Source organism: Kosakonia sp. HypNH10, from assembly GCF_029850615.1.
GTDB classification, from domain to species: Bacteria; Pseudomonadota; Gammaproteobacteria; order Enterobacterales; family Enterobacteriaceae; genus Kosakonia; species Kosakonia cowanii.
Map to the genome: position 1 here is coordinate 80,429 of NZ_JAOTIU010000004.1, position 14,672 is coordinate 95,100.

General features: G+C 55.2%; 8 protein-coding genes. 1 reads left to right on the forward strand and 7 read right to left on the reverse strand.

From position 1 onward, the window contains the following. Positions 1-5: 5 nt before the first annotated feature. The 7 genes from acnB to pdhR all read right to left on the reverse strand — a co-directional run bounded on the left by acnB (position 6) and on the right by pdhR (position 12,617). Complete coding sequence (gene acnB, locus N7V53_RS12765) at positions 6-2,603, reverse strand: bifunctional aconitate hydratase 2/2-methylisocitrate dehydratase (RefSeq protein ID WP_279793597.1); 2,598 nt, start codon at positions 2,601-2,603, stop codon at positions 6-8. Positions 2,604-2,876: 273 nt separating this feature from the next. Further along, the gene (locus N7V53_RS12770; RefSeq protein WP_279793598.1) at positions 2,877-4,301 is read right to left on the reverse strand and encodes a hypothetical protein; all 1,425 of its coding nucleotides are present in this window, start codon (positions 4,299-4,301) and stop codon (positions 2,877-2,879) included. Positions 4,302-4,462: 161 nt separating this feature from the next. Next, positions 4,463-5,194 carry a conjugal transfer complement resistance protein TraT gene (gene traT / locus N7V53_RS12775; protein ID WP_023480291.1) on the reverse strand — a complete coding sequence of 244 codons (732 nt, stop codon included), beginning with the start codon at positions 5,192-5,194 and terminating at the stop codon, positions 4,463-4,465. Between the two features lie 279 nt (positions 5,195-5,473). Continuing rightward, a complete protein-coding gene (gene lpdA, locus N7V53_RS12780; protein WP_023480442.1) occupies positions 5,474-6,898 on the reverse strand; it encodes a dihydrolipoyl dehydrogenase in 1,425 nt (474 codons plus the stop codon). 202 nt (positions 6,899-7,100) lie between these two features. Next, entirely contained in the window at positions 7,101-8,999 is a 1,899-nt protein-coding gene (gene aceF / locus N7V53_RS12785) for a pyruvate dehydrogenase complex dihydrolipoyllysine-residue acetyltransferase (protein ID WP_279793599.1), read from the reverse strand. A 14-nt stretch (positions 9,000-9,013) separates the two neighbouring features. Beyond that, positions 9,014-11,677 carry a pyruvate dehydrogenase (acetyl-transferring), homodimeric type gene (gene aceE / locus N7V53_RS12790; RefSeq protein ID WP_023480311.1) on the reverse strand — a complete coding sequence of 888 codons (2,664 nt, stop codon included), beginning with the start codon at positions 11,675-11,677 and terminating at the stop codon, positions 9,014-9,016. Positions 11,678-11,852: 175 nt separating this feature from the next. After that, a complete protein-coding gene (gene pdhR / locus N7V53_RS12795; protein ID WP_023480248.1) occupies positions 11,853-12,617 on the reverse strand; it encodes a pyruvate dehydrogenase complex transcriptional repressor PdhR in 765 nt (254 codons plus the stop codon). A 539-nt stretch (positions 12,618-13,156) separates the two neighbouring features. Here pdhR and aroP point away from each other — a divergent pair. After that, a complete protein-coding gene (gene aroP / locus N7V53_RS12800) occupies positions 13,157-14,527 on the forward strand; it encodes an aromatic amino acid transporter AroP (protein ID WP_023480384.1) in 1,371 nt (456 codons plus the stop codon). Positions 14,528-14,672 lie beyond the last annotated feature (145 nt).

Sequence of the window (14,672 nt, forward strand, 5' to 3'; positions counted from 1 at the left end):
TTTATTTAGACGGCGGTCTGGAATATCACGCCTTCAGCTTTATCGGTGTATTGATCAAGCTTGTCGAAGTTGAGGTAGCGGTAAGTATCCACGGCGGTTTTATCCACCTGATCCATAAAGGTCAGATACTCCTGCGGCGTCGGCAGCTTGCCGATCAGCGCCGAGACGGCTGCCAGCTCAGCAGAGGCCAGGAAGACGTTCGCGCCGGTACCTAAACGGTTCGGGAAGTTACGGGTCGACGTTGAAACGACGGTCGCACCGTCTGCCACGCGTGCCTGGTTACCCATGCACAGGGAGCAGCCCGGGATTTCGATACGCGCACCGCTCTTACCAAAGACGCTGTAGTAGCCCTCTTCGGTCAGCTGCGCGGCATCCATACGCGTCGGCGGCGCAACCCACAGGCGGGTCGGCAGCTGGCCTTTGTGGCTATCCAGCAGCTTACCGGCGGCGCGGAAGTGGCCGATGTTGGTCATACAGGAACCGATGAACACCTCATCAATGCTTTCGCCCTGCACATCAGAGAGCAGACGCGCATCGTCCGGATCGTTCGGCGCGCAGAGGATCGGCTCTTTGATTTCGGCCAGATCGATATCGATCACCGCCGCGTAATCTGCATCCGCATCCGCTTCAAGCAGCTGCGGATCCGCCAGCCATTTCTCCATGCCCTGGATACGGCGTTCCAGCGTACGGCGGTCGCCGTAGCCTTCAGCAATCATCCACTTCAGCAGCACGATGTTGGAGGTCAGGTACTCGATAATCGGCTCTTTGTTCAGCTTGATGGTGCAACCCGCGGCAGAACGCTCAGCGGAGGCATCGGTCAGCTCGAACGCCTGCTCGACTTTCAGATCCGGCAAGCCTTCAATTTCCAGGATACGGCCGGAGAAGATGTTTTTCTTACCCTTCTTCTCAACGGTCAGCAGACCCTGTTTGATGGCGTACAGCGGAATGGCGTGAACCAGATCGCGCAGTGTGATGCCCGGCTGCATTTTGCCTTTAAAGCGCACCAGCACTGATTCCGGCATATCCAGCGGCATCACGCCGGTCGCGGCAGCAAACGCCACCAGACCCGAGCCCGCCGGGAAGGAGATACCAATCGGGAAACGGGTGTGGGAGTCACCGCCGGTGCCAACGGTATCCGGCAGCAGCATGCGGTTCAGCCAGGAGTGGATAACGCCATCGCCCGGACGCAGCGACACGCCGCCACGGTTCATAATGAAGTCCGGCAGCGTATGGTGGGTAGTGACGTCAACCGGCTTCGGATAGGCCGCAGTGTGGCAGAAGGACTGCATTACCAGATCGGCAGAGAAGCCGAGGCACGCCAGGTCTTTCAGCTCATCACGGGTCATCGGACCGGTGGTGTCCTGCGAGCCCACGGAGGTCATCTTCGGTTCGCAATACGCGCCCGGACGAACACCGTCGACGCCGCACGCACGGCCAACCATTTTCTGCGCCAGCGAGTAGCCGCGGCTGCTTTCCGCCACGTCTTTCGCCTGACGGAAGATCTCGCTTGGCGGCAGACCCAGCGCTTCACGCGCTTTGGTGGTCAGGCCACGGCCGATAATCAGCGGGATACGGCCACCGGCGCGCACTTCATCAATCAGCACGTCGGTTTTCAGTTCAAAGGTCGCCAGCAGTTCGCCGGTTTCGTGGTTGCGCACTTCGCCTTTGAACGGGTAAACGTCAATCACGTCGCCCATGTTCAGGTCAGAAACGTCAACTTCAATCGGCAGCGCACCGGCATCTTCCATGGTGTTGAAGAAGATAGGCGCGATTTTGCCGCCGAGCACCAGACCGCCGCCGCGCTTGTTCGGCACGTTCGGAATGTCGTCGCCCATAAACCACAGCACCGAGTTGGTGGCGGATTTACGCGAAGAGCCGGTACCAACGACGTCGCCGACGTAGGCCAGCGGGAAGCCTTTCTGCGCCAGCGCCTCGATCTGTTTGATCGGGCCAACGCTGCCCGGCTGATCCGGTTCGATCCCTTCACGGGCGTTTTTCAGCATCGCCAGCGCGTGCAGCGGAATATCCGGGCGCGACCAGGCATCCGGTGCCGGTGAAAGGTCATCGGTGTTGGTTTCGCCGGTCACTTTAAAGACGGTAACGGTGATCTTATCGGCCAGCGGCGGACGGCTCTGGAACCATTCAGCATCAGCCCAGGATTGCATCACCTGTTTGGCGTAGGCGTTGCCCGCTTTCGCTTTCTCTTCCACGTCGTAGAAGTTATCGAACATCAGCAGGGTATGGGAGAGGGCTTTGGCAGCAATCGGTGCCAGCGCGTCGTTATCCAGGGCTTCAATCAGCGGATGGATGTTGTAGCCGCCCTGCATGGTGCCCAGCAGTTCAACGGCTTTTTCAGGGCTAACCAGTGGGGAGGTTGCGTCGCCTTTGGCGACCGCTGCAAGGAAACCCGCTTTTACATAGGCGGCTTCATCAACACCGGGCGGGACACGGTTAGCCAGCAGGTCTAACAGGAATTCTTCTTCGCCAGCAGGCGGACTCTTCAGCAGCTCGACAAGCGCGGCCATTTGGGTTGCATCTAATGGTTTTGGCGCAATCCCCTCAGCAGCACGTTCAGCTACGTGCTTACGGTATTCTTCTAGCACGACGGTTCTCCTCGCTCTCATTGTCATAATGCGGCAGGCGTTTCTCTTCACGCTCCTGTGAGACAGCAGTTTGTAGGGTAAATCCGCGAACCGCGCCGGGCAGCATAGCAGGAATTTCAGGGGGTGTTAATCTGTTTACAAAAAAGCAACATTAAATCCCGGCTGAATCGTTACAGATGGCATAAAGCCGACGGCAGAGGGGTTTAGCGAAAAATAATCCTCGAACCGACGATAAAACAAACGGCTCCGCAGAGCCGTTACGTTAAGACGATGTTAAAGCTTGCCGAGAATATCCAGCCCCCAGCTACGGCTATATTTCTCCGGGTTCAGGTTCTCATCAACCAGTTTGCCCAGCAGGTACTTTTTCACCGTTTCACGGTTATCTACCTGCTGATGGTGCTGAACGTTAGCCAGTTGGCCGCGTCCATTGTAGTTGAGCGTGGTGCTGTTCTCCTCGCTGTTTTCGACCACATGGTAGAAGTAGCTTTGTGAGGATTTCTGCGTGCCCAACGCCAGCGGAATCGACGGATCGATCGCCTGGTGCCAGGCGGCGCTCAGGTTGCTTCGCGTCGTCTGTTTCACGCTCTTAGTGCTGTCGCTGTGGGCGTTGGCTTCCGTTGACTGCGAGGCGGTGTAGGCAAAGCGATCTTTCTCCTGCAACTTCGCCGGGTTGACCGACTTCTCCGTCTGCGTCAGCGAGAGCGAGAAATCATTCAAACCGCTCAGCTGTGACGCGCCGTTATCGCCGATGCGGATCGCATTGGTCGCCACGACAGGCATTGTTTCGGCGCTGGTATTGCTGTTAAGCGCCCGGAAGACCGCCTTCATCGCTGCCATCTGGTCATAATTGCCCTGCCCGGCAGTGCGCGCTTTATCGAACTTGCTATCCCACGCGCTTAAGGCGATTTGCTGCTGCGCGGCGTTGCCGGCAAAGGCAGAGTGCGCCATATCGCTGCTCATTTTCAGCGAGAACTCGCCATCTTCATAAGCCGTGGAACGCGTTTTGTTATCCGCATGGAAATTGAGCGACTGCAACGACTTATCGTCGTTACGCAGGTCGGTTTTCAGATCCACCGATTTCAGCAGGCGAGTATCAAACTGGGTTAAGCCGCTGATGTCCAGCTGCGGTTGCTGCTTGCCGAGGCCGCTCAGGGTCTCCCCCAGCGCTTTACCGAGGCCCGCGATGGCGGCCGCTTCGTCGTCATTAAGCGCTTCGCCATCGGTTTTCAGCTGAACGGTCATGCCGTCATCCTGCTGGCTCATCACCAGCTGCACTTTGGTGCCGGACTGGGTGACGATATCCATGCTGATGGCGGAATTATTTGCCGCGCGGGCAATGCCCATATCCGCACCGCGCAGCGTCTGCACGACATCGCCACGGTTATCATTGAGGTTACTCAGCAGCGTGCTGCCAAGCGTGGCGAAAGCGGAGATGGAGCTGCCGCCAGAAGCCAGCCCCATCAGCCCCTGAATCTGGCTATGCTGCTGCTCGGCAATCGCCGGGTTCACTTTCTTAGGGATCAGCGAATAGACGGCGGCGATCTCCGGCGTCTGGCTGCCGAACATCACTTTTGTCGAGGCATCATCCGCGGGAGATGCTTTGTTTACAGATGCGGGTGCGGCAATGCCGACCCGCGCCGGGGTACTGACCCGCGCGGCTGATGGCAGTAGCGCAGTAAGGTTAATGCCGTTAATCATGGCGATGAAACTCCCTCTCACCGAAATGGTAAATAAGTAACATCGGCAGCGTGCGGCGAAGGTTTATCGTTTTTGGCTGAAAAGCAGGCACTCGTCACTATTGCGCATAAAAAAAGCGGACCAGTTGCCCGAGCCCGCTTTTTAAGATGTCAGCAATCAACTTACATAATGTTGGCGACAGATTTTGCCAGCTGCGCTTCGAGAGCCGGTTTCGCCTCTTCGAATTTCAGGTTTACTTTGTTGGCGTTAGAGACCACGCGGGTCTGGTATTTCGCGCGGTTACCCTCTTCGGTGCTGGTCTGCAGCTTGATACCGGAGGTGCCCTGACGCAGTGCAGCGATATTATCGGTGGTCACTTTCGCTTTGCTGCGCTCGGAGATCTGCAGGTCGGTGATCATAGTGAAGTTCACATCTTCCACCATCGCGTCTGCCGCGAGGCCAATCAGGCCAGCCGCCAGACCCACGCCCAGCGCGGCGCCGGAGGAGTTGCTGTTATAGGCGGTGATACCGGCACCCAGACCGGCACCAATCGCCGCGCCTTCGTAACCACTTTTCAGGTAGCCCTGCGTTTCACGCAGATCCATTTTGTCCGCTTTCAGCACGTTTGCCTGGATCCAGTAATAGGCCGTATCCGGAGAGGAGGTGACTTTATAGCCTTTATCGCTCAGCTCTTTCGCCAGCAGGGTCTGCAAATTACTCATGTCTTTATCAGAGGTATTTTTCACCTGAATAAACACCGTTTTCTCAGAAGCCGGCTCCAGCCAGATGGTCTGGCTCATCTGGGTTTTTACATCCAGATTGCGTTTTTTGATAGCCGTCGTCATCGCGCCACAGCCGGAGAGGGTAAACGCTGCCAGAACCATACCGACAACAGCGAGTTTTTTAATAGACATTAACGATTCCTTTATATTTCGAACACCAGAAGAACAACAAATGCGGCAAAGGCAGGACGGGAGCGATGAAACGCGGATAAGAGACAAAGTCCATGTCATGACGACGCCAGGCCACCCGCCTGAGGCGAGCGTGCCAACACTATTCTTAAGTGAGTTATCGGCTTCGTTATCAATTGGTTGAGAGGGAATTACCTACTAAATGTGGTGGTTTTCGCCAGACATAAAAAAAGCAGCCATAAAGGCTGCTTTATTTCGAACGCGTAAGCGGCGTGAAGAGAGTTATTTCTTCTTCGCTTTCGGGTTCGGCAGGTCGGTGATGCTACCTTCGAACACCTCTGCGGCCAGGCCAACAGATTCGTGCAGCGTCGGGTGCGCGTGGATGGTCAGCGCGATATCTTCTGCATCACAGCCCATTTCGATCGCCAGACCGATTTCACCCAGCAGCTCGCCGCCGTTGGTGCCGACAACCGCGCCACCGATAACACGGTGCGTCTCTTTGTCGAAAATCAGTTTGGTCATACCGTCTGCGCAATCGGAAGCGATAGCACGGCCAGAAGCTGCCCACGGGAAGGTGGCGGTTTCGTAGCTGATGCCTTTCTCTTTCGCTTCTTTCTCGGTCAGACCTACCCATGCCACTTCTGGCTCGGTATAGGCGATAGACGGGATCACTTTCGGATCGAAGTAGTGTTTCTTACCGGCGATAACTTCTGCGGCAACGTGGCCTTCATGCACGCCTTTGTGCGCCAGCATCGGCTGACCGACGATGTCGCCGATAGCGAAGATGTGCGGCACGTTGGTGCGCAGCTGTTTGTCGACGCGGATAAAGCCACGGTCGTCCACTTCCACGCCCGCTTTACCGGCGTCGAGGTTTTTACCGTTCGGCACACGGCCGATAGCAACCAGCACGGCGTCGTAACGCTGCGGTTCAGCCGGGGCTTTTTTGCCTTCCATCGTAACGTAGATACCGTCTTCTTTTGCTTCAACGGCGGTTACTTTGGTTTCCAGCATCAGGTTGAACTTCTTGCTGATGCGTTTGGTGAAGACTTTCACCACGTCTTTGTCTGCAGCCGGGATCACCTGGTCGAACATCTCAACCACGTCAATCTCTGAACCCAGCGCATGGTATACGGTGCCCATTTCCAGACCGATGATGCCGCCACCCATAACCAGCATACGCTTCGGTACGGATTTCAGCTCAAGCGCGCCGGTGGAGTCCCACACGCGCGGATCTTCATGCGGAATGAACGGCAGTTCAATCGGACGGGAACCCGCCGCGATGATGGCGTTGTCGAAGTTGATTACGGTTTTGCCGTTTTCGCCTTCCACTTCCAGGGTATTCGCCCCGGTAAATTTACCCAGACCGTTAACCACTTTGACCTTACGGCCTTTTGCCATACCTGCGAGGCCGCCGGTCAGCTGGTTAATCACTTTGTCTTTCCAGGTACGGATTTTGTCGATGTCGGTCTGCGGTTCGCCGAAGACGATGCCGTGCTCGGCCAGCGCTTTAGCTTCTTCAATCACTTTCGCGACGTGCAGCAGCGCTTTAGAAGGGATACAACCTACATTCAGACAAACACCGCCGAGGGTGTTGTAGCGTTCAACGATGACGGTTTCCAGACCTAAATCAGCGCAACGGAAGGCAGCAGAGTAACCTGCCGGGCCTGCCCCAAGTACGACGACCTGAGTTTTGATTTCAGTACTCATCATGACCTCTTATTGATTTCCGGCGGTCAGGGGTACTTCATGTCGCCCTTCATCCACCGGGACGTTCTATCCGCCCGCAGTTTACAAAATTGTTAACATTTTTGAAACAACAAACGGCTAACGAATTGTCCTTTGCCCCTGATAACCCCAAAAGCGCTATGAGATTAGCAGAAAAAAGCCGGCCGTCAGGCCGGCTTTTCGATTACATCACCAGACGGCGAATGTCGGACAGCATGTTATTGATGATGGTGATAAAGCGCGCCCCATCAGCACCGTCAATCACGCGGTGGTCGAAGGAGAGCGAAATCGGCATCATCAGACGCGGAACGAACTCTTTACCGTTCCACACCGGTTCCATCGCGGACTTGGAGACGCCCAGGATAGCCACTTCCGGCGCGTTCACAATCGGCGCGAAGTGGGTCGTACCCAGGCCGCCGATGCTGGAGATGGTGAAGCAGCCGCCCTGCATTTCGCCGGCAGTCAGTTTACCATCACGCGCTTTCTTGGAGATCACGGTCAGTTCGCGGGACAGCTCGGTCACGCTCTTCTTGTTCACGTCTTTAAAGACCGGAACCACCAGGCCATTCGGGGTATCAACCGCCACACCGATGTTGATGTATTTTTTCAGCGTCAGACGCTGACCATCTTCGGACAGCGAGCTGTTGAAACGTGGCATCTGCTCAAGGGCCGCAGCAACGGCTTTCATGATGAAGACCACTGGGGTGAATTTCACGTCCAGTTTACGTTTCTCGGCTTCGGCGTTCTGCTGTTTACGGAACGCTTCCAGATCGGTGATATCGGTTTTGTCGAAGTGGGTAACGTGCGGGATCATCACCCAGTTACGGCTCAGGTTAGCACCAGAGATTTTCTGGATACGGCCCAGTTCCACTTCTTCGATTTCGCCGAACTTGCTGAAGTCCACTTTCGGCCACGGCAGCATGCCTGGCAGACCACCGCCGGTAGCGGCAGCAGGTGCGGATTCGGCGCGTTTCACCGCGTCTTTCACGTAAGCCTGAACGTCTTCGCGCAGGATACGGCCTTTACGACCGGAGCCCTTCACTTTCGCCAGGTTAACGCCGAATTCGCGCGCCAGGCGGCGGATCAGCGGAGTCGCGTGGACGTAAGCGTCGTTCTCTGCGAAGTCAGATTTGCCTTCTGCTTTAGCCGGAGCCGCAGCAGCTGGTTTCTCAGCTTTTGCAGCCGGTGCCGGAGCCGCTTCCTGTTTCGCTGCCGGAGCAGCGGCAGGCGCAGCGCCTTCCACTTCGAAGACCATGATCAGCGAGCCGGTGGAGACTTTGTCGCCCACATTCACTTTCAGCTCTTTCACCACGCCCGCGAACGGTGCCGGGACTTCCATCGAGGCTTTGTCGCCTTCAACGGTGATCAGAGACTGTTCAGCAGAGACTTTATCGCCGACTTTGACCATCACTTCGGTCACTTCAACTTCGTCACCGCCGATATCCGGTACGTTAACGTCTTTCGCGCCCGCAGCCGCTGCCGGAGCAGAAGCCGCTTCTTCTTTGACCTGCGGTTTCGCGTCAGCAGCCGGTGCAGCACCTGCCACTTCGAAGACCATAATCAGAGAGCCGGTGGAGACTTTGTCGCCGGTGTTGACTTTGATCTCTTTCACGGTGCCAGCGAACGGAGCCGGAACTTCCATGGAGGCTTTGTCGCCTTCCACGGTGATCAGGGACTGCTCAGCGGTCACGCTGTCGCCCACTTTCACCAGAATTTCGGTCACTTCGACTTCATCACCGCCGATATCCGGCACGTGAACGTCTTTTGCGCTTGCAGCAGCCGGTGCGGTAGCTGCCGGAGCGGCTTCTTTCTTCTCTTCTGCCTGAGCAGGTGCAGCGTCAGCTGCACCGTCGGCGGAATCGAAAATCATGATCAGTTTACCGGTCTCGGTTTTGTCGCCGACAGAGACTTTAATCTCTTTCACGACGCCAGCCTGCGGAGACGGAACTTCCATAGAGGCTTTGTCGCCCTCTACGGTGATCAGCGACTGTTCTGCTTCAACTTTGTCGCCCACTTTGACCAGAATCTCGGTGATTTCTACTTCATCAGACCCGATGTCCGGTACGTTGATTTCGATAGCCATTGTCTCTTTACCTCTTACGCCAGACGCGGGTTAACTTTATCTGCATCGATGTTGAATTTGGTGATCGCTTCCGCCACCACTTTCTTGTCGATTTCGCCACGTTTAGCCAGTTCGCCCAGGGCTGCTACAACCACGTAAGAAGCATCAACTTCGAAGTGGTGACGCAGGTTTTCACGGCTGTCGGAACGACCGAAGCCATCGGTACCCAGTACGCGGTAATCATCAGCCGGTACATAAGTACGAACCTGTTCGGCGAACAGTTTCATATAGTCAGTAGATGCTACAGCCGGAGCGTCGTTCATCACCTGAGCGATGTACGGAACGCGCGGAGTTTCCAGCGGGTGCAGCATGTTCCAGCGTTCACAATCCTGGCCATCACGCGCCAGTTCAGTGAAGGAGGTGACGCTATAAACGTCAGAACCTACGCCGTAGTCGTTAGCCAGGATCTGCGCTGCTTCACGAACGTGACGCAGGATAGAACCGGAGCCCAGCAGCTGAACTTTACCTTTGTTACCCGCAACGGTTTCGAGTTTGTAGATACCTTTACGGATACCTTCCTCGGCACCTTCCGGCATTGCCGGCATGTGGTAGTTTTCGTTCAGCGTGGTGATGTAGTAGTAAACGTTCTCTTGTTTCTCACCGTACATGCGCTGCAGACCGTCATGCATGATGACCGCAACTTCGTAAGCGTAAGACGGATCGTAAGAGATACAGTTCGGGATAGTCAGCGACTGAATGTGGCTATGACCATCTTCGTGCTGCAGACCTTCACCGTTCAGCGTTGTACGACCAGAAGTACCGCCTACCAGGAAGCCGCGAGCCTGCTGGTCGCCTGCCTGCCAGCACAGATCACCGATACGCTGGAAACCGAACATCGAGTAGTAGATGTAGAACGGAATCATCGGCAGGTTGTTGGTGCTGTAAGAGGTCGCAGCCGCCAGCCAGGATGCGCCAGCACCCAGTTCGTTGATACCTTCCTGCAGGATCTGGCCTTTCTCGTCTTCTTTGTAGTAAGCAACCTGCTCACGGTCCTGCGGGGTGTACTGCTGGCCGTTCGGGCTGTAAATACCAATCTGACGGAACAGACCTTCCATACCAAAGGTACGCGCTTCGTCGGCGATGATCGGAACCAGGCGATCTTTGATCGACTTGTTCTTCAGCATCACGTTCAGGGCACGAACGAAAGCGATAGTGGTGGAGATCTCTTTGTTCTGCTCTTCCAGCAGCTGAGAGAAGTCTTCCAGCGCAGGCAGATCCAGTTTTTCGGTGAAGTTCGGCTGACGTGACGGCAGGTAGCCTTTCAGCGCCTGGCGACGTTCGTGCAGATATTTGTGCTCTTCAGAGCCTTCAGCGAAGGTGAGGTAAGAGAGTTTTTCAACTTGCTCATCGGTCACCGGAACATTGAAGCGGTCGCGGATATAACGCACGCCGTCCATGTTCATTTTCTTCACCTGGTGGGCGATGTTTTTACCTTCGGCGGTGTCGCCCATGCCATAACCTTTAACGGTGTGGGCCAGGATGACAGTTGCTTTGCCTTTGGTTTCCTGCGCTTTTTTCAGTGCAGCGTAGATTTTCTTCGGATCGTGACCACCGCGGTTCAGTGCCCAGATCTGCTCGTCGCTCCAGTCTGCAACCAGTGCGGCGGTTTCCGGGTATTTACCGAAGAAGTGTTCGCGAACGTACGCACCATCTTTCGATTTGAAGGTCTGGTAGTCGCCGTCAACGGTTTCGTTCATCAGCTGGATCAGTTTACCGCTGGTGTCTTTACGCAGCAGCTCGTCCCAACGAGAACCCCACATCACCTTGATTACGTTCCAGCCAGCACCTGCGAAGATGCCTTCCAGTTCGTTGATGATTTTGCCGTTACCGGTGACCGGGCCATCAAGACGCTGCAGGTTACAGTTGATGATGAAGCAGAGGTTGTCCAGTTTCTCACGGGTCGCGATAGTGATCGCGCCTTTGGATTCCGGCTCATCCATCTCGCCATCGCCGAGGAAGGCGTAAACGGTCTGTTCAGAGGTATCTTTCAGACCACGGTGTTCCAGATATTTCAGGAACTTCGCCTGATAGATCGCACCAATCGGGCCCAGACCCATGGAAACGGTCGGGAACTGCCAGAATTCCGGCATCAGTTTCGGGTGCGGATAAGAAGAGAGGCCTTTACCGTGAACTTCCTGACGGAAGTTGTTCATCTGCTCTTCAGTCAGACGACCTTCAACAAATGCACGTGCGTACACGCCCGGAGAGATGTGGCCCTGGAAGTACACCAGATCGCCGCCGTCTTTCTCGTTACGAGCGCGGAAGAAGTGGTTGAAGCAGACTTCGTAAATGGTTGCGGAAGACTGGAAGGAGGCCATGTGACCGCCCAGCTCGAGGTCTTTTTTAGACGCACGCAGAACCGTCATGATTGCGTTCCAGCGGATAGCTGAACGAATACGGCGTTCCAGTTCCAGATTGCCCGGGTATTCCGGTTCATCTTCAACGGCAATAGTGTTTACGTAGTTGCTCGCCCCTGTGCCAGCTGCCACTTTCACACCGCCTTTGCGGGCTTCAGAAAGGAGCTGGTCAATCAGATACTGAGCACGCTCAACACCTTCTTCACGGATGACCGATTCGATCGCCTGTAGCCAGTCGCGAGTTTCGATCGGATCCACGTCATTTTGTAAACGTTCTGACATGGGGGGTATTCCTTATCTATCTAATCGTTGATTGTCTGGAACCTGTCCCATTGCACTCTGACGGCCTGTAAAGGTTCGTAAAAATGCAATAAGACAGGTTCTGCGTTTAGTTGCCGCGCTCTAAAAATTGGCGCTGTTGTTACAACTCTTCCGGCACAATTTGCGCCAGAAAATTCTAATTCTTGCGCTGCTCCAGCCGACGCAGAGAGCGTTCACGACGACTCTGTTCACGGCTGCGATCCAGCAAAATCTCTTCAATAAACGCCAGATGGCGGTGCGACGCTTCACGCGCCTCTTCCGGTTTGCCAGCCATGATCGCGGCGAAGATACTCGCGCGATGGTTGCTGACCAGCGGTAGCATCTCGCGGCGGGCGTAGAGCAGTTCGAAGTTTTGACGAACGTTCTGCGCCAGCATCGGCTCCATGCAGCGTAGCAGATGAAGCAGGACTACATTATGTGCCGCTTCCGTTACGGCGATTTGATACTGCACGACCGCGCTCGACTCCGCGTCCAGATCGCCCGACTGTTGAGCCAGCTCAATGGCGCGATGCAGCTCGCCAATCCGCACTTTGTCTTCGTCGGTGCTGCGAAGCGCCGCGTAATAAGCAGCGATGCCTTCCAGTGCATGGCGCGTTTCGAGAAGATCAAATTGGGATTCGGGATGATCGGTCAGAAGCTCGACCAGCGGATCGCTGAAGCTCTGCCACAGACTGCTTTGGACAAAGGTCCCGCCACCCTGGCGACGTAGGAGCAGGCCTTTCGCTTCGAGACGCTGGATGGCCTCGCGCAGTGAAGGACGAGAAACGTCGAACTGTTTGGCCAGTTCGCGCTCTGGAGGAAGTTTTTCACCGGGACGGAGTGTGCCCTCGAGAATCAAAAACTCCAGTTGCTGCTCAATCACATCGGAAAGTTTAGGTTGGCGGATTTTGCTGTAGGCCATTGTTCCCTGTCTCTGCCACTCGCCCGGAGTAAATTGGTCTTACCAATTTCATATTGTTGACGCTAAAGTAACAAAGTATTCACCTTCTGTCCATACAGGTTTTGATTGAAATCAGGAAAGCACGCACATTTTAACAACCAAACAGAAATGGCGTTTCAAAGATGTAACCTTACGCAAATGACTCGTTTACCCCTTAAGAGTGAGTTTTAACTTTCCCGAAACGCAAATTGCTGAATGTGAACCGATTCAGTTGTTCAATAGATGATTTTTTATTCACTTCTGATGAATAAAAAGAGGGGTGTTTTTGTGTGAGGGGGTAAGAGGGTTATTTGCCGACGCTCTTTTTTTCGTCAGCTCGTCATGTCCGCGTCATAAAGCAGATGCATTCCCTTTCGCTTACCACTATTCTTTGGCATGCGAAAGGTCTTAACTCAAAATTACCCTGCCGCTTCGTAAAGCAAAAAATACATATAAATGGAACTTATTCATTACACGCTCAAACATAGCGTAAACATAATAACCACACACGAGGTTTCATAATGGAAGGTCAACAGCACGGCGATCAGCTAAAGCGCGGCCTTAAGAACCGCCATATACAGCTTATCGCGCTGGGCGGTGCTATTGGGACTGGGCTGTTTCTGGGCAGCGCGTCAGTCATCCAGTCGGCCGGTCCCGGCATTATTCTCGGCTACGCCATTGCCGGTTTTATCGCGTTTCTGATTATGCGCCAGCTCGGTGAGATGGTGGTCGAAGAGCCCGTTGCCGGCTCCTTCAGCCATTTCGCTTACAAATACTGGGGCAGTTTTGCCGGCTTCGCCTCCGGCTGGAACTACTGGGTGCTCTACGTGCTGGTCGCCATGGCCGAACTGACGGCGGTCGGTAAATATGTCCAGTTCTGGTGGCCGGAAATTCCTACCTGGGCTTCCGCTGCCGTCTTCTTTGTCGTTATCAACGCCATCAACCTGACCAACGTAAAAGTGTTCGGCGAGATGGAGTTCTGGTTTGCCATTATCAAAGTGGTGGCCGTGGTGGCGATGATCCTCTTCGGCGGCTGGCTGCTGTTTAGCGACAGCGCAGGCCCGCAGGCGACGGTTCGCAACTTATGGCAACAGGGCGGCTTCCTGCCGCACGGCATTGGCGGACTGGTGATGATGATGGCGATCATCATGTTCTCCTTCGGCGGGCTGGAGCTGGTCGGTATCACCGCAGCGGAAGCGGATAACCCGGAGCAGAGCATTCCCAAAGCGACCAACCAGGTTATCTATCGCATTCTGATCTTCTATATCGGTTCGCTGGCGGTGCTGCTCTCCCTGCTGCCGTGGACCCGCGTGACGGCTGACACCAGCCCGTTTGTACTGATCTTCCATGAACTTGGCGACTCCTTTGTAGCCAATGCGCTGAATATCGTGGTACTGACGGCGGCGCTGTCGGTCTACAACAGCTGCGTTTACTGCAACAGCCGCATGCTGTTTGGCCTGGCCAAACAGGGCAACGCGCCGAAGATGCTGCAAAAAACCGACAAGCGCGGCGTGCCGGTCAACACCATCCTCGTCTCCGCGCTCTTCACCGCGCTCTGCGTGCTGATTAACTACCTCGCACCGGAATCCGCCTTTGGGCTGCTGATGGCGCTGGTGGTCTCCGCGCTGGTGATTAACTGGGCGATGATTAGCCTCGCGCACATGCGTTTTCGTCGTGCGAAGCAGCAACAGGGCGTGAAACCGCGCTTCCCGGCGCTCTTCTACCCGCTGGGGAACTGGATCTGCCTGATCTTTATGGCGGCGGTGCTGGTTATCATGGTGATGACGCCGGGTATGGCGATCTCCGTGTGGCTCATCCCGGTGTGGATTGCCATTCTTGGCGTCGGCTACCTGGTACGACAGAAAAATGCAAAAGCGGTGAAAGCACACTAATCCCCTTCTGCCCTGCCCTCTCCCGCCCGGGAGAGGGTTGTTAAACCAATGTTAACTTCCTCACACTTTCCTTTACGTAGCTATATTGTCCATCTCTGCGGCGTGATCCTGCTACGCAAATAAAAATTTACGGGCGAATAATCGA